The organism is Devosia sp. Root105, from assembly GCF_001424865.1.
Classification (GTDB): Bacteria; Pseudomonadota; Alphaproteobacteria; order Rhizobiales; family Devosiaceae; genus Devosia_A.
In genome coordinates this window covers 134,890-150,198 of sequence record NZ_LMCR01000020.1, presented here as the reverse complement: position 1 = coordinate 150,198, position 15,309 = coordinate 134,890, and the positions used below count along the sequence as shown (strand labels likewise).

The 15,309-nt window shown below is 66.4% G+C and carries 19 protein-coding genes; 9 read left to right on the top strand and 10 right to left on the bottom strand.

Going from position 1 to position 15,309, the window contains the following annotated elements; translation table 11 throughout:
• Nucleotides 1–58 precede the first annotated feature (58 nt).
• Nucleotides 59–964 carry a polyprenyl synthetase family protein gene (locus ASC68_RS26275; RefSeq protein WP_055886760.1) on the bottom strand — a complete coding sequence of 302 codons (906 nt, stop codon included), beginning with the start codon at nt 962–964 and terminating at the stop codon, nt 59–61.
• Nucleotides 965–1,166: 202 nt separating this feature from the next.
• On the opposite strand from ASC68_RS26275, the gene rpmF reads away from it, so the two are divergent.
• The 3 genes from rpmF (at nt 1,167) to ASC68_RS26260 (ending at nt 3,414) form a co-directional block, all read left to right on the top strand.
• Nucleotides 1,167–1,349: a 50S ribosomal protein L32 gene (gene rpmF, locus ASC68_RS26270; RefSeq protein ID WP_055886755.1), complete on the top strand. Its 183-nt coding sequence runs from the start codon at nt 1,167–1,169 to the stop codon at nt 1,347–1,349.
• Between the two features lie 106 nt (nt 1,350–1,455).
• Nucleotides 1,456–2,850, top strand: coding sequence for a class II fumarate hydratase (gene fumC, locus ASC68_RS26265; RefSeq protein ID WP_055886753.1), 1,395 nt, complete (start codon nt 1,456–1,458; stop codon nt 2,848–2,850).
• 108 nt (nt 2,851–2,958) lie between these two features.
• Nucleotides 2,959–3,414 (top strand): hypothetical protein, encoded by a 456-nt coding sequence (locus tag ASC68_RS26260; protein WP_244488559.1) that lies wholly within the window; start codon nt 2,959–2,961, stop codon nt 3,412–3,414.
• Nucleotides 3,415–3,644: 230 nt separating this feature from the next.
• On the opposite strand, the gene ASC68_RS26255 is transcribed toward ASC68_RS26260, so the two are convergent.
• The 3 genes from ASC68_RS26255 to gloB all read right to left on the bottom strand — a co-directional run bounded on the left by ASC68_RS26255 (nt 3,645) and on the right by gloB (nt 5,355).
• Nucleotides 3,645–3,902 (bottom strand): hypothetical protein, encoded by a 258-nt coding sequence (locus ASC68_RS26255; protein WP_055886749.1) that lies wholly within the window; start codon nt 3,900–3,902, stop codon nt 3,645–3,647.
• Nucleotides 3,903–4,026: 124 nt separating this feature from the next.
• A complete protein-coding gene (locus tag ASC68_RS26250) occupies nt 4,027–4,575 on the bottom strand; it encodes a GNAT family N-acetyltransferase (protein WP_055886746.1) in 549 nt (182 codons plus the stop codon).
• A gap of 3 nt (nt 4,576–4,578) precedes the next feature.
• Nucleotides 4,579–5,355: a hydroxyacylglutathione hydrolase gene (gene gloB / locus ASC68_RS26245; protein WP_055886742.1), complete on the bottom strand. Its 777-nt coding sequence runs from the start codon at nt 5,353–5,355 to the stop codon at nt 4,579–4,581.
• A 91-nt stretch (nt 5,356–5,446) separates the two neighbouring features.
• Here gloB and ASC68_RS26240 point away from each other — a divergent pair, with 91 nt between their 5' ends.
• Complete coding sequence (locus tag ASC68_RS26240) at nt 5,447–6,190, top strand: class I SAM-dependent methyltransferase (RefSeq protein ID WP_055886738.1); 744 nt, start codon at nt 5,447–5,449, stop codon at nt 6,188–6,190.
• A gap of 21 nt (nt 6,191–6,211) precedes the next feature.
• Here the strand turns inward: ASC68_RS26240 and ASC68_RS26235 are convergent, their stop codons facing one another.
• Complete coding sequence (locus ASC68_RS26235; protein ID WP_055886735.1) at nt 6,212–6,538, bottom strand: hypothetical protein; 327 nt, start codon at nt 6,536–6,538, stop codon at nt 6,212–6,214.
• 140 nt (nt 6,539–6,678) lie between these two features.
• Here ASC68_RS26235 and ASC68_RS26230 point away from each other — a divergent pair, with 140 nt between their 5' ends.
• Both ASC68_RS26230 and ASC68_RS26225 read left to right on the top strand, forming a co-directional pair.
• Nucleotides 6,679–7,785: a histidinol-phosphate transaminase gene (locus ASC68_RS26230; RefSeq protein ID WP_055886731.1), complete on the top strand. Its 1,107-nt coding sequence runs from the start codon at nt 6,679–6,681 to the stop codon at nt 7,783–7,785.
• Nucleotides 7,785–8,768, top strand: coding sequence for a prephenate/arogenate dehydrogenase family protein (locus tag ASC68_RS26225; RefSeq protein ID WP_055886728.1), 984 nt, complete (start codon nt 7,785–7,787; stop codon nt 8,766–8,768). Before ASC68_RS26230 ends, ASC68_RS26225 begins: the two co-directional genes overlap by 1 nt.
• Before the next feature lie 137 nt (nt 8,769–8,905).
• On the opposite strand, the gene ASC68_RS26220 is transcribed toward ASC68_RS26225, so the two are convergent.
• On the bottom strand, nt 8,906–9,928 hold the full coding sequence (locus ASC68_RS26220) for a DUF2125 domain-containing protein (RefSeq protein ID WP_082528502.1): 1,023 nt from the start codon (nt 9,926–9,928) through the stop codon (nt 8,906–8,908).
• Nucleotides 9,929–10,000: 72 nt separating this feature from the next.
• Here ASC68_RS26220 and ASC68_RS26215 point away from each other — a divergent pair, with 72 nt between their 5' ends.
• Complete coding sequence (locus ASC68_RS26215) at nt 10,001–10,555, top strand: gamma-glutamylcyclotransferase (protein ID WP_055886722.1); 555 nt, start codon at nt 10,001–10,003, stop codon at nt 10,553–10,555.
• Between the two features lie 156 nt (nt 10,556–10,711).
• Here ASC68_RS26215 and ASC68_RS26210 read toward each other — a convergent pair whose 3' ends face one another.
• The 4 genes from ASC68_RS26210 to ftsE form a co-directional block, all read right to left on the bottom strand.
• Nucleotides 10,712–11,056 (bottom strand): hypothetical protein, encoded by a 345-nt coding sequence (locus tag ASC68_RS26210; RefSeq protein WP_055886718.1) that lies wholly within the window; start codon nt 11,054–11,056, stop codon nt 10,712–10,714.
• A gap of 115 nt (nt 11,057–11,171) precedes the next feature.
• Complete coding sequence (locus ASC68_RS26205) at nt 11,172–11,993, bottom strand: lysophospholipid acyltransferase family protein (protein WP_055886713.1); 822 nt, start codon at nt 11,991–11,993, stop codon at nt 11,172–11,174.
• Between the two features lie 197 nt (nt 11,994–12,190).
• Nucleotides 12,191–13,132, bottom strand: coding sequence for an ABC transporter permease (locus tag ASC68_RS26200; protein ID WP_248310607.1), 942 nt, complete (start codon nt 13,130–13,132; stop codon nt 12,191–12,193).
• Nucleotides 13,122–13,781: a cell division ATP-binding protein FtsE gene (gene ftsE, locus ASC68_RS26195; RefSeq protein ID WP_055886709.1), complete on the bottom strand. Its 660-nt coding sequence runs from the start codon at nt 13,779–13,781 to the stop codon at nt 13,122–13,124. Before ftsE ends, ASC68_RS26200 begins: the two co-directional genes overlap by 11 nt.
• A 169-nt stretch (nt 13,782–13,950) precedes the next feature.
• On the opposite strand from ftsE, the gene ASC68_RS26190 reads away from it, so the two are divergent.
• Together ASC68_RS26190 and ASC68_RS26185 are read left to right on the top strand one after the other, a co-directional pair.
• Complete coding sequence (locus ASC68_RS26190; RefSeq protein WP_055886705.1) at nt 13,951–14,895, top strand: MJ0042-type zinc finger domain-containing protein; 945 nt, start codon at nt 13,951–13,953, stop codon at nt 14,893–14,895.
• Nucleotides 14,895–15,305 (top strand): response regulator, encoded by a 411-nt coding sequence (locus tag ASC68_RS26185; protein WP_055886701.1) that lies wholly within the window; start codon nt 14,895–14,897, stop codon nt 15,303–15,305. Before ASC68_RS26190 ends, ASC68_RS26185 begins: the two co-directional genes overlap by 1 nt.
• Nucleotides 15,306–15,309 lie beyond the last annotated feature (4 nt).

The following is a 15,309-nucleotide window of genomic DNA, read 5'->3' as shown; positions in this document are numbered from 1 at the left end:
TGCGGGGAGGGATCAAGGGTGGGGGTCCACAGCCACCAGCGCTAACAGTGATCAGCCGCTAGCTCTCGCGTTCGGCGAAGAACCGCGCTGTCGCCCTCAGCCCATCCGCTCTCTGGTCGAAAGGGAGCAGTGCGGTGAGCGCGTCGTGGATGACCTCGCCGAGCTGCCGCTGGGCGGCTTCGACGCCGATGCGGGCGACGATGGTCTGCTTGCCCTTTTCGGCGTCCTTGCCGGTGGCCTTGCCCAGCGCTTCGGCGGAGGCGGTGACGTCGAGGATGTCGTCGGCGAGCTGGAAGGCGCGGCCGGCAGCTTCGGCGTAGCTGGTGAGGTGGGTGAGGTCGGCGTTCGAGGCGCCACCGAGGATGGCCCCGAGGCGCACGGCGGCACGGATCAGGGCGCCGGTCTTCATCGCCTGCATCTGGGCGATGGCGCGCTCGGTGAGGAAACTCGTCTCGCCCTCGATGTCGCGCATCTGGCCGCCGACCATGCCGCCGGCTCCGGCGCAGGTCGCGAGCTCGGTGACGAGACGAACACGAATGGCGGGATCGGGATGGGTGGCCTCATCGGCGAGCAGGGCGAAGGCGTGGGTCAACAGCGCATCGCCGGCGAGGATGGCGGTGGCATCGTCATAGGCTTTGTGGACAGTGGGCTGGCCGCGGCGCAGATCGTCGTCGTCCATGGCGGGCAGGTCGTCATGCACCAGTGAGTAGCAGTGGATCATCTCGACGGCGAGGCCGGCAGGGATGGTCGTGGCAGGCGCGGTGCCGAAGACGCCGGCGGCCTGGCGAACCAGCAGGGGACGGAGGCGTTTGCCGCCGTTGAGACTGCCGTGGCGCATCGCCGCGATCAGGCGGTCGGCCGGGATACCGGGGCCAGAAAGGGCAGGGGCAGTGAGCAGAGCGTCGAGCGCCTGCTCGATATCGCTGGCAGTGCTGGCGAGTTCGTCGGGAAAGCTGTAGGTCACGTTGGAGCGTCCGGGAGGGTCGAGCGCTTGTAGCGGATTTGCACTGGTGCAGGAACTGCGCCGCAAACCCTGAGATGAGCCAATTTCGCCCCTTCCCATCCGTGCGATTGTGCTCTATAGACGCCCCCAATTCCCGACAGACCCTGTCTGTTAGACGCCGGAACGCCTTCGGCGAAACGCTATTGATCCAGGAGTAACAACCATGGCAGTGCCAAAGCGCAAGACCTCGCCGATGAAGCGCGGGTTCCGCCGCTCCGCCGATGCGCTGGCCACCCCGGCCTATGTCGAAGACAAGGACTCGGGTGAGCTGCGTCGTCCGCACCACGTCGATCTGAAGACCGGCATGTATCGCGGCCGGCAGATTCTGCAGCCCAAGAGCTCGTAAGCCTTCGGGCCGGCGCTCCCTTGCGCACCAAACGATAGATATTTCGCGGCCGGCTCCCAGATCAGGGAGCCGGCCGTTTCCATTTGTTCCAGAGGTTTTTCCGGCTATGGGCACGCGCGTCGAATCGGATTCCATGGGCACGATCAACGTGCCGTCGGAAAAGTACTACGGGGCGCAGACCGCCCGCTCGCTGGCCAATTTCGACATCGGCGGCGAGAAGATGCCGACCGAGATCATCCGGGCCTTCGGCATCCTCAAGAAGGCAGCGGCGCTCGCCAACCACAAGCTGGGGCTGATGGACCAGGCGACGCGCGACCTGGTGGTCGCGGCGGCCGACGAGGTGATCGCCGGCAAGCTCGCCGAGCACTTCCCGCTGGTGGTGTGGCAGACCGGCTCGGGCACCCAGTCGAACATGAACGTCAACGAGGTGATCTCGAACCGCGCCATCGAGATGTCCGGCGGCGTCATGGGCTCGAAGAAGCCGGTGCACCCGAACGACCACGTCAACATGAGCCAGTCGTCGAACGATACCTATCCGACGGCGATGCATATCGCGGCGGTCGAGGCGATCGAGAACTACCTGGTCGACCGGGTCATGCTGCTCAGGAATACGCTCGACGCCAAAGCGACCGAGTTCATGGGCGTGGTGAAGATCGGCCGCACGCACCTGCAGGATGCGACGCCGCTGACGCTCGGGCAGGAGATTTCCGGCTGGGTGGCGCAGCTCGACCTGGCGCTGAAGGCGATCCGCGCCACGCTGCCGCAGCTCTATGAGCTGGCGCTGGGCGGCACCGCGGTCGGCACCGGGCTCAATGCGCATCCGAAATACGGCGAGACGGTCGCGGCGGAGATTGCGACGCTCACCGGGCAGCCATTCGTCACCGCGCCTAACAAGTTCGCGGTGATGGCCGGGCACGATGCATTTGTCGGGTCGTCCGGGGCGCTGAAGCAGCTGGCGGCGGCGCTGATGAAGATCGCCAACGACGTGCGCTGGCTGGCCTCCGGCCCGCGCTCGGGCCTGGGCGAGATCACCATTCCGGAAAACGAGCCGGGGTCGTCGATCATGCCGGGCAAGGTCAACCCGACGCAGGCCGAGGCGACCACCATGGTTGCGGTGCAGGTGATGGGCAACGATGCGGCGATCGGCATTGCGGCGAGCCAGGGCAATTTCGAGCTCAACGTGTTCAAGCCGGTAATCGCCTACAACTTCCTGCAGTCGGTACGGCTGCTCGCCGATGCGGCCAAGAGCTTCAACGATCACTGCGCCGTGGGGATCGAGCCGGACCGTGACCGGATCAAGCAACTGGTCGATCAGTCGCTGATGCTGGTGACGGCGCTGAACCGCAAGATCGGCTATGACAATGCGGCCAAGATCGCTAAGCATGCGCACAAGAAGCGCTCGACGCTGCGCGAGAGCGCCATCGAACTGGGCCTCCTCACCGGCGAGGAATTCGACGCCGAAGTGAAACCCGAGCAGATGGTCGGCCCGCTCAAGCTCTGATCCAGGGGCAGGGCTCTTAGGGCATCAGTGCGAAAGCGCACGGCGGGGCTGGCGGGGGCGGCCCGGCTTTGGCATTGTGCCCCGCACTAACCGATCAGGGAACGCGCCATGTCCGACAATACGGTATTCATCCCCCAGGGTGGCCGCGCCGCGCGCAACGGCGCCTTCATTCCGCCGCTGCTGCTGATCCCGCTGATCGCCTATAACTTCTTTGCCTTCCTGTTCATGGGCGGCAATCCGGCGGGCTGGAGCCAGCAGCTGTTGACCATTCCGATGGTCTCGGGCGTCTCGTGGTCGCTGACGGCCGGCGACCTGATCCTCGTGGTGGGCCTCGTGTGCCTGTTCTTCGAGGTGCTGAAATCCACCAATACCGGGCGCAACTCGGTGATCGAGCACATGCTCTCGGTGGTGGTGTTCGTGATCTTCCTCGTCGAATTCCTGCTCGTCGGCGCGGCGGCCAGCTCGGTGTTCTTCATCCTGATGATGATGGCGATCGTCGATGTGGTGGCGGGCTTTACCGTCTCGATCACCGGCGCCGGCCGCGACGTGACCATGGGCGGCTGAGGCCGCCCGAAGAGCCCCAACTACAGTGTCATCCCGGCGAAGCCCATAAGTCGCAAAGTTATTGCCGTGCCCACCTACCGGGGATGACGCCGGTGGTATGGCGGGCCCATGGTAGGGTGCTGCAGGCGGTGCCTTGGGCCAAGGATCATTTCGGCATCTCAGGATGGCTCCGACCTTCGTCGGGCTGACACCGTGGATGCGGAAAGTTCGAGCCCTCGTCGGGCAACAGCTCAGGTGACGATGGTCTTGCGGTAGCCGGCAGGCATGCGCCGGACCGTGATCTTGCTGCCATTGGCATAAGCGTCGACCGCCTGGCCAACCGGGGCGCGGCGGCGCTCGCGCTGTGGCGCGAGGTGCTGGCGGGCGGCGATCAGCTGGCTGAGGAAATCGGCGTGCGCGGGGGTGTGGACGAGCATCAGCCGCTCACGTGGTGCTTCCTGCACCACCGGCAGCGTGAACACCTGCTTTGTCGTCCCGTTGTCGTCCATCGCCTCGGACCTGGTGTCGGTCCGGCGCGACGGCCGCGTTAGGCTGCCTCGCTCGGACCATGGGAGTAACGTCGCCATGACCGGGAGAGGTTGCAATGTTTCGTTGGCAGTTTCCCGTGTTTCATCAAGAAAGGGTTAACCGCATCACGTGCCGGCGGGTACCGGCTTTCCCCACCTCGACGAAGCCCAAACCCTCGAAGGCAGGGACAAACCCCATGAAACGATAGCTGGGGGACGAAGGGGCGACAGGGTAGGCTTCGAGGATGTCGGCCTTGCGTTTCCGCGCATGGGCAATGGCGGCGGCGATGAGCTGGCGACCGAGCCCTTCACCGCGGAACTGCCGGCGGACATACATGCAGGTGAGCGACCAGATCGCTTCGCCCGCCTGTTGGTCAGGACCGCCGAGGTTGCGGAAGCTGTCCCGCGGCGCGATCGACACCCAGGCGACCGGCTCGCCATCGGCATAGCCGAGCAGCCCGACCGGCACGCCGTCCTCGATGCGGCCGAGGATCTGCTGGCGCCGCGCCGGCCCCTGGTTGTCCTTGATCTCCTCGGGCGTGGCCCGCCAGGTCATGCACCAGCAGGGTTTCGGCCCGCCGGGGCCAGCAAACAGCGCTTCGAAATCCTTGGCCGTTGACCGGGTGACCGGCTTGAAGGCCAGCTTATCGGGCATCCGCTACCCTTTGAATTCGTCCTTGGCCTTGCGTAAAGCGGCGAACACCTTGGCGGGTTCCGCATCGGCGGCCAGCCCCATGGCCTTGGCCAGTACCGGCTGATCGGCGCGGAGGAACGGGTTGCTGGCCTTTTCGAGCCCGAGCGTCACCGGGATGGTGTATTTGCCGGCCTCGACCATGCGCCTGACCTCGGTGGCGCGGATGTTGAGCGCCGGGTTTTTCGGGTCGACGCTCAGGGCAAAGGCGGCGTTGGAGGCGGTGTATTCGTGGCCCGGATAGACCAGCGTATCGTCGGGCAGGGCGCGCAACTCCTCGAGGCCGTTCCACATCGGGCCGGGCTTGCCCTCGAACATGCGGCCGACGCCGAGCGAGAACAGCGCATCGGCAGAGAACAGGTGCCGGCCGGACGGATCGTAATAGACGATGTGTCCGAGCGTATGCCCCGGGGTCTCGATGACGATGAAGTCGGTATCGCCAAGCGACACGGTATCGCTGGCCGAGACCAGCACCTCGAGCCCGAGGATCTTCGACGCTTCGGCCTTGGGACCGACGACGCGCACCCCATATTCACGCTTGAGGGCCGGAATGCCTTCGACGTGGTCGGTGTGGTGATGGGTGATGAACAGGTCGGTCAGCTTCCAGCCGCGGCGCTGCAACGCTTCCTTGATGGCCTTGGCGTCCGGTGCGTCGATCGCGGCGGTGCGGCCGCTGGCGACATCGTGGACGAGGTAGCCGAAATTGTCGGAACGGCAGAGGAAAACGTCGATCAGCAGGGGCACGTGGGGGAGTCTCCGGGTCAGGCGCGCGCCGCGCGGGTGGCATGCGGCAGCGAAGCATGACAGAAACTAGAGAAGGTTTTCGGACAACGCCATGACCTCGCATGTCGAGCGGCTGATCGGCTTCTACAAGTCGCCCCTGGGAAAGATCTCCCGCGCCCTGCTGCGCGAGGAGGTGCTGCGCTTTGCCGGCAATGTGCGGGGCTTGCGGGTGCTCGGGCTGGGCTTTGCGACGCCCTATATGCGCTTCACCCTGGAAAAGGCCGAACGGGTGATCGCCGTGATGCCGGCCCGGCAGGGCGCTTCGGCCTGGCCGCGCGAAGGCCCGTCGCACACCGTGCTCTGCGACCCGCTGGAATTGCCGCTCACCGATGCCGCCGTCGACCTGATCATCGCGGTGCACGCTTTCGAGCATGTCAGCGACACCGAAGAACTGATGCGCGAGCTGTGGCGGGTTTCGGCGCCCAATGCGCGGCTGATCGTCGTGGTGCCGAAACGCCGCGGCACCTGGTCGTCGATCGACACGACGCCCTTCGGCGACGGACACCCGTTCTCGCGCGGGCAGCTGGAGCGGTTGCTGCGTGACCACAGCTTCGTGCCCGAGCAATGGCGCGATGCGCTCTATGTGCCGCCGTCGCAGCACGCGCTGGTGCTCAAATCGACGCGCTTTTTCGAGCGGGCCGGCCGGATGTTCGGGCCAACCTTTGCAGGCGTCCACTGCGTGCTCGCCCGCAAGGAGCTGTTCCCGGCGGTGCCGCGGCGGAAGAAAGCCGAGCGGCTGATCAAGGTGCCAGCCCTCGCGCCGCAGGCGGCGATGAAGCTGCCGCGAGAGCGCTGACGAGCCGCATTCTTGCGCCGCCTAGAGCGCGCTCTCGACGTTCATTTCCGGCCTCAGATGGACCGCGACCTCGCCCGACCAGGGCTCGGTGACGCCTCGGCCGCCGCCAAGGTCCTCGAGCAGCCCGCGGAAGCGGTCGAGCATGGCGATCATCTGGGGCCGGGACTGCACCAGATTGCTCATCTCCGCCCAGTCGCCGACGACACAGAAGTCGCGCTCACCGGTCTTGACCACCCAGAAATTGCGGAGGCCCGCCATGTCCGAGCTCACGATATCGCGGTGGAGGGCGATGAACTCCTCCTCGCGGCCGGGCTTTACCCGCATATGCACGATGTTCATTGCCGTCATCGGATCCTCCTCCGTCTCGACAAGTACGCCGCGCCCCTATCCTAGCAGATGTCGGGGCAACTGGGGCCGGGATTCCTTTGCAAGCGTGGGCGCCATCCCCTATGGTCCGGCCGATTTTTGACCCGGCTTCCCCTTCAGACATGACCGACACGCCCAAACGCCCCGTCCCGCAGCCCGGCATCCTGAAGATCGCGCCCTATGTCCCGGGCCGTTCCGACACGCCCGCCGGCGTCAAGCTGGTGAAGCTCTCGGCCAACGAGTCGCCGCTGGGGGCGAGCCCCAAGGCGATCGAAGCGGTGCGCGAGGCGGCTGGTCGGATCGAGATCTACCCGGAAGGCTCGTCGCGCGATCTGCGCATGGCGCTGGGCGAGGTGCACGGGCTGGCGCCGGACCGCATCGTCTGCGGTTTCGGCTCGGACGACATCCTCCACCTCCTCGCCCAGGTCTATCTCGGCGAGGGCGACGAAGCGGTGATGAGCCAGTATGGCTTCAACGTCTACCCGATCATCACCCGCGGCGCCTCGGCCGAGATCATCATGGTGCCCGAGACCGACTACCGGGCCGATGTCGACGCGCTGCTTGCCGCGGTGACGCCGCGCACCCGCATGCTGTTCCTCGCCAACCCGAACAACCCGACCGGCAGCTACCTGCCGGCAGCGGAAGTCGAGCGGCTGCAGCGCGGGCTCCGGCCGGACATCCTGTTCGTCCTCGACAGCGCCTATGCGGAATACGTCACCGCCGAGGATTACGCTGAAGGCATCGACCTGGTGAACGCCTCGGACAATGTGGTGATGGTGCGCACCTTCTCGAAGATGGGCATTGCCGGCGAGCGGGTGGGCTGGATGTATGGACCCGATCACGTCGTCGACGCGGTCAACCGCATCCGCGGGCCGTTCAACGTGTCGCTGTCGGGACAAGCGGCGGCCGCCGCCGCGGCGCGCGATGTCGCGTTCACCGCCAGGCTGCGCGAACATAATGCACGCTGGCGCAGCTGGCTCACCGGGGCGCTCCAGTCGAACGCCATCCGGGTGCCGCCGAGCCAGGGCAACTTCATTCTGGCGCTGTTCGAAGACGTGGCGACGGCGAAGGCGGCGTTCGCCGCGCTGCGCGATAAGGGCCTGTTGGTGCGCGAAATGCATGGCTATGGCATACCCGACGGCTTACGCATCTCCATCGGGCTCGAGGAGCATATGCGCGCCGTGGTGGAAATTCTGAAGGCGTTCGGGGCGCCGGGGGCAAGCAACTGATGTTCGAAAAACTGACGCTTATCGGCATCGGCCTGATCGGCTCGTCCATCGCCCGGGCGGTGAAGCTCAAGGGCCTCGCCAAAACCATCGCCATCACCACGCGCAAGTCGGCGACGCTCGAGGAGGCGCGGGCGCTGGGGCTGGGCGACATCTATACGCTCGACGCCGCCGAGGCGGTCGAGGGCGCCGATCTCGTCATCCTGTGCACTCCGGTCGGCGTCTATGCCGACGTGATGCAGCAGATCAGCGGGCGCCTGGCGCCTGGCGCCATTCTCTCCGATGTCGGTTCGGTGAAGGGCCAGGTGATGAAGGCGCTGGAGCCGATGGTTCCGGCGGGCGTGCACTTCATCCCCGGCCACCCGATTGCCGGTACCGAGCATTCCGGCCCATCCGCCGGCTTCCCTGACCTGTTCGTCGGGCGCTGGTGCGTGCTGACGCCGAAGCCGGAGGTGGATGCGGTGGCGGTCGACCGGCTGGTGTCGTTCTGGGGGGCGCTCGGCTCGAACGTCGAAGTGATGGATGCCGCGCACCACGACCTGGTGCTGGCGATCACCAGCCATGTGCCGCACCTCATCGCCTACAATATTGTCGGCACGGTCGCGGATCTGGAAGCGGCAACGCAATCAGAGGTGATCAAGTTCTCGGCCTCGGGATTCAGAGATTTCACCCGTATTGCCGCCAGTGACCCGGTGATGTGGCGCGACGTGTTCCTCACCAACCGCGAGGCGGTACTGGAAATGCTCGGGCGTTTCCTCGAGGATCTGTCGAGCCTGCAGCGCATGGTGCGGGTCGGCGATGGCGAAGGCATGCAGGCGCTGTTCACCCGCACCCGCGCCATCCGCCGCTCGATCATCACCGCTGGCCAGGAAACCGCGGCGCCGGATTTTGGCCGCCCGCACGGCACGCCGGAAGCCGCCGTGGTTCCGCCGACCGACGTGTCGCCAGTGATGGTGCGCGAGCATGGCGGCGGCGAGGACGCCTGATCCGGATTGGTTGAACCAACCACCGGGTCATTCCCGCGAAAGCGGGAAACTCCGTTTGCGGTGTCTGCCGCACGATCGAAAACAGAGATTCCCGCTTTCGCGGGAATGACTCCGTGCAGGGGGGCAGCTCTCGCGCCCTAGAACAGCGGCAGCAACTGTGCAAAAGGCACGGCGAGCAGTTTCACCTGGCCATCGGTGATGGTGAGGCTGTTGCGGAAGCTGCCATCGGCATTGGGGGCGCCGCGCAGCATGGCGAGCTGCATCACCGGCAGGAACTGGGCGAAGCGATCGAGCACACCCTTGGTGGTGTAGCTGATCTCGCCCTCCGGGTAGCCGCCGCCATTGAGCTTCAGCGTGCCTGAGATCTCGAAGCGCTCGTCGGGCTGTGGCTGGCTGCCGGCCAGTTTGGTCAGGGTCAGCGCCCCGCCGGCCGCTTGCCAGCGACGCAGCGCGTCGGGCTCACCGAAGGCACGAAGATCGTCAGGTATGGCGGTGAGCTCGACTTCGGCGCTGGTGTCGGCGGCTGCGACCTGCAGCCCTGGCAGGTCCAGCGCCGTGGTCGAGAGGTAGCCGCGAAGCGCTGCAGTGCCGGCGGCCTTGTCGTGCAGTTCGGGGACATCGAGCAGGTGCGCTTCGAGGTGCTTGCTGCGCGCCTCGACGATCTCGCCGGCGACGGTATCGGTCAGCACCAGATCATCGGCCACCAGTGAGAAGCGGGCGATGCGCCAGCCTTCGCCGCTGAGGCCGCGCATCAGGTCGGTTGAGGTGAGCCGCAGGCTGCCTTCCATGGCGCCGAAATCGAGCCGGCGCTGGCTGCCCGAAAAGGCGTCGGCAAGGCTGAACGGCGCCTTGGCAGTGAAGATCAGGTGCGATGGCGCGTAGACCAGCACCGAACCTTTGAGACCGGCGAAACTGGCCGTGAGGTCCTGATCGACCAGGGTGGCGTCGAGGCATTCGAGGTCGAAGCGGAACGGGAAGCCGGAGACATCGAAGGTGCCGCAGGTGAGCTTCGGCGCGGTTTCGCCGTCGGCTTCAGCCAGGAGCCTGATTTGCCGCGTTGCCTCACCGGCGGCCCAGAGCCAGCCGGCGGTCCACAGCCCGACCAGGACGACCACCGCGATGGCGAGCCACATGAACTTCCGCAACGTCAGGTCTCCCATTCCGGCGCACCGATTGCGCGGCGCGGACCGTATCGGTAGGAACGTGACCGCGGCAAGGCGAGTGGACGTTTCGTGCAGCAGAATTCAACGCATTGGGTGTTCGGCTACGGCTCGTTGATCTGGCGGCCGGGCTTTGCCTTCCTCCGGCAGATGCCGGCGCTGCTGCGCGGCGTGCATCGCCGGCTCTGCGTCTACTCCTACCGGCATCGCGGCACCGAGGCGCAGCCGGGGCTGGTGTTCGGACTGATGCCGGGCGGCTCGTGCCGTGGCATGGCGTTCGAGGTTGATGATGCAGCATGGGACGGGGTGCACGCCTATCTCAGCGAGCGCGAGATGGATCGCGGCGTCTACCGCGAGGCGACGCGGCAGATCGAACTCGCCGATGGCGGTCTGGTGCCGTCGCTGGCCTTCCTCGCTGACACGCGGCACCTGCAATATGCGGGCAAGCTCGCCATCGCCGAGCAGGTGCGGATCGTGCGCGCCGGGGTGGGCGAGTCCGGCGCCAACCCGGAATATGTGCTGGAAACAGCACGCAAGCTGCATGAGCTCGGGATCACCGACCGCTATCTCGACGAGGTGGTGGCGGCGCTGAACGGCACGGATGTGCCGGTGGTGGCGGGGGCGTAGGGGCTGACTGCAGCAGACGGCCCCCTCCCGGCCTCCCCCATAAAGGGGGAGGTGAAGGAAGGCTGGTGCTTTCGACGAAATCGTGCCCCACGCACAGGTGCGGCACCTCCCCCTTCATGGGGGAGGATGGGAGGGGGCCGTCTCTCTCGGTTGCCCTCAGGCAGCGCTTAGCCCGATGATCGGTTCGGCGCCTTCGAGATCCCACACCACGGTGAGCCGTTCGATGGCGTCGGCGCTGGTTTCGACGTGGAAGACGCGGTCGGCGCAATCCATGGCGAGGCGGAAGCGGGCGCGGCTTACCGGGTCTTCGACGAGATCGGCAGCGCCGCCCGCCCACATGACGTGCGGGCCGAGCGCGATCAGGTAAAGCTCATCGGCCTTGAAGCTGAAATCGTCGAAGCGCAGCGGCTCGAGCGCGTAGAAACGGCCAGAGCGGCCGCGCCAGTTCACCGGATGCGCGGTGGCATGCTGCAGCAGCGTACGATCGAGTGTCGGCACCATGCCCCCGGCTCCTTCGATACAAGGCGAAAGAGAACGAATATAGAACAAATTTGAGCTAAATGTCAAGCACCGCCCGGCGTGACATCTACACCTATGGGCTGCGTCGCTGATTCCGTCAAGATGTAGTGGTCTCGAGCGGTCCGGGCGCTATCCCTTGCTTCAGCTTCTCGAGCCGGTCGCGCAGCTCGGGGCTGATCGGGCGGCTCAGGCCCTCATCATAGGCCTGAAGGATCAATCGGTTGGTTTCACCTTCGATCGCCGCGATCAGGCGGCCGCGAAACTCCTCGACCGCGAGGCCGGGCGGGATGGCGGGGAGAAACCGGGCGCGGGCGGTGCCGGGCCAGAGCAGCAGGCTGTTGCGGCCCCAGAACAGGCCGGAGTTGAGCGCCACCGGCACCACCGGAATGTTCAGGCCCTCATAGAGCCGGACCACGCCGTAGCGATAGTCGTAGGGCTCGAGCGGCGCTTTGCGCGTGCCTTCGGGGAAGATGATGATGCGGGCGCCGTTGGCGAGCGAGCGGCGGGCGTCGGAGAGCATCAGCGCGATGGCGTCGCCGCCTTTCGAGCGATCGACGCGGATGGTGTCGAAGGCCATTGCCGCCTGGCCGAAGAACGGGATGTCCATCAGCTCCTTCTTGGCAATGAAGGCGGGACGCCGCGCCCCGGGCAAGAGCGCGAAGATGTCCCAGTCGCTCATGTGCTTACTGGCAATAATGCAGGGCCCATCCGGGATGTTCTCGATCCCCTCGACGTCGGTCTTGATGCCGGCGATGAGCCGCAGCGCCAGGATGTGCGAGTGGATCCAGTAGAGCGCCAGCGTCCAGCCAAACCTGGTGCGGCCCCAGAGCGCGCTGATGCCGACGACGATCGCCAGCACCACGGTCTGCAGGTAGAACACCGCGTAGAACAGCAGCGAGCGCAACGCCTGGCCGAGCAAAGTCGATCCTCCCCGTTTTGCGCCGGAGGGTGCCTGCTACGACGCTGGCGAACAAGCGAGAAATCGGCGCGTGGGGCCACCCCCACCCTTGATCCCTCCCCACAAGGGGGAAGGAGACACTCTCACCTATACCGTGCACCTATCGCCTCCCCCCTGTGGGGAGGAACTGAGGGTGGGGGTGGCAGCAGCCACCAGGCTCAGGATGTCTTCTGCAGGAAGCGGCGCACCGTCATGCGCGAGGTGATGGCGGTCAGCGCGGCGATTACCGGCACCACGGCGAGAATGCCGAACATGCCGTCGATGCCGAGGGCGAAGCGGCCGAACAGGATGCCCAGTTGCTGGCCGGCCTCCTGCGGCACCATCGAGCCGGCAGCGACGCCGACCAGCAGGAAGAACAGCAAAGCCGCGAGGCCGCCGAAGATGCCGCCGCGGAAGCCGATGGTGAGGAAGCGGCCCTGGAACTCGCCGGCGATAAAGCTGTTCGAGGCGCCGATGAAGTGCAGCACGTCGACGATCTCGCGGTTCGACGCCATGGTGCCGCGCGTGGCGAAGATGATGGCGAGCACGGTGGCGACGACGATCAGCGTCAGCACCAGGAGGCCCGAGGCGACGATGGTGCCGGCCATGACGTTGAGCTGCTGGCGCCAGGCAGCGTGGGTATCGAGGCTGGCGCCCTTCACTGCGGCGAGGTCGCGCTGCAGCTTGTCCACGTCGGCCTCGGCGGGGTCGGCAAGCTGCACGACGACCAGCCGGGGGATATCGATGGCGGTGAGATCGAGGCCGGCGCCGAGCCAGGGCTCCAGCAGTTTCTGGCTCTCTTCGAGCGTCAAGGCGCGCGCCGAGGCGACACCGGGCGTGGCTTCGGCCAGCGCCACCGCGGTGCGCAGGTTCGAGTCCATCACCTCGCCCTCGACCGGGCGTATCTGGATGGTCATCTCGCGGCCGACATCGGAGGACCAGGCGATGGCGGATTTCTGCACCAGCACCACGCCGCCGAGCGTTACGCCCGAGAGGAACGTCATGATGGCGATCAGCAGCACCAGGGTGCGGCCGGAGACCGAGCGCTCCGGCACGATGGCGGCAGCGCGCTCGCGGTTCTCGATCCCGACGAAACGGGGGAGCCTCAGCTCAATCGGCAAAGACGATCTCCCCCTCGTTGAGGATCATGCGCGGGAAGGGGAAGGCATCGAGCAGCGGCAGCTCGTGCGTGGCGAGGATGATGGTCGTTCCCATCTTGTTGAGTTCGGCGAACAGCCGCACCAGCCGCAAGGACAGTTCAGGGTCGACGTTACCGGTGGGCTCGTCCGCCAATAGGATGTCCGGGCGGCCGATCACCGCGCGGGCGATGGCGGCGCGCTGCTTCTCGCCACCCGACAGCACCGCCGGCAGCGCATCGAGGCGCTGGCCGAGGCCGACCCATTCGAGCAGCTCGGTGACGTTGGCGCGGTAGCTCGACTCGGGCTCGCCGAGCACGCGCAACGGCAGCGCCACGTTCTCGAAGGTGGTGAGATGGTCGAGCAGGCGGAATTCCTGGAACACGATGCCGATATGGCGGCGCATCTGTAAGAGCGCATCCTGGTCGAGCGAGGAGGTGTCCTTGCCGAACAGGGTGACCCGCCCGCGGGTCGGCCGCAGTGACAACAGCAGCAGTTTCAGCAGCGAGGTCTTGCCCGACCCCGAGGGGCCGGTGAGGAAATGGAACGTGCCGGGTTCGATGCGGAAATTGAGATCGCGGAGGATCTCGGGCCCCTGCCCATAGCGCAGGCCGACATTGGAGAACTCGATCACCGGGCCATCCGCTCCGAATCAGTTGAGAGGCATCATAACAGCGGCATCCCGCCGGGGCGGGGTTCTCACCCATAATTCAGCCCAAATCTTGGTCGGCCGAAGCCTCGGCCGCGGCAGTTTCGACGTTCGGGTTTGAGGAAACTTAACCCGGCGCCGCTAGCTTTCGCCCATGCGCTCACCCCAGCCAGCGACGGTCGTCATCGCCTGCCCGCATTGCGGCACGCGTTACCAGGTGCCGCCCGAGACGCTCGGGCCGCGCGGCCGGCAGGTCAGCTGCGCGCATTGCGGCAAGGCCTGGATGGCGGAAGCCCAGATGGCGCCGCCGGACGACGACAAGCTGTTCACCCCGACCGAGGAAGAGGCGCTCGACCGCGAGTTCAAGGCGATCGAGCATCGCACCGGCATCGCCGAAATCCCCGCTTCGCTGCGTGGCGTGATGCCGGATGGAGCGCCGCCGCCCGAAGTGGTGCGCTCGATCGCCGAGATCAAAGCTGCCATCGCCCCGAAAGCGGGCGAACCAACTCCGGCCCCCGAACCTGCAGCAAAGCCCACGGCGGCCGAACGGGCGGCCAACGGCAAACTGGAGAAGCGGCAGCGCGCAGTGGCGCGCCGGCTGCCGGCGGCGAAGTTGTTCCGGATGATCCGCATCGGCGCGGTCTGCCTGCTGGTGGCGGTTCTCGCCGGTGGGCTGCTGTTCCGGACCGAGATCGTCAGGCTGGCGCCGTCGATGGCCGGGGTCTACTCGGCGCTCGGCATGGGCGTGAACGTGGTCGGCCTGGAGTTTTCAGACGTCTCGACGGTGATGAGCCGGCGCGGCGACAGTGACGTGATCAGCGTCACCGCCACTATCCGCGGCGTCGAAGCGCGCGGCGTGGTGGTGCCGCCGGTGGTGGTAAGCCTACTCGATGCGCATGGCGCGCCGCTCTACCAGTGGAGCGTCATGCCACCGGCTCCGGATGTCGAGCCGGGCGAGGCCGTGGCCTTTTCCGCCGAACTGGCGTCGCCGCCCAAAGGCGCGACGCAGCTGCGCCTGGGCTTTGCCTCGAGCCGGCAGAACGTCGCGGCGATCCCGCCCGTGGCGACCAAGGAAATTATTGAAGAGACGGTACACTGATGGCCAGAATCCTGCTTGCCGAAGACGATGACGGAGTGCGGGCGTTCGTCTCGCGCGCCCTCGCTCACATGGGCCACGATGTGGTGGAAGCCGAGGATGGCGGCCTCGCCGCCGAGGTCATGCAGGAAGAGCAGGGGCGCTTCGACCTGTTGCTCTCCGACATCAAGATGCCGGTGATGGATGGGATCGCGCTGGCGCTTAACGTCGCCTCGGCCTGGCCCGAGGTCACCATCATGCTGATGACCGGCTTTGCCGACCAGCGCGAGCGCGCGCACGGTCTCGACCAGCTGATCTACGACGTGATCCCAAAGCCGTTCACGCTGGCGCAGGTGCTCGAAAAAGTCGACGACGCCCTTGCCGGCCGGCCGCCGGAGATTATCTCTTTGGCACGTCAGGCGATGATGGGGTGAACGG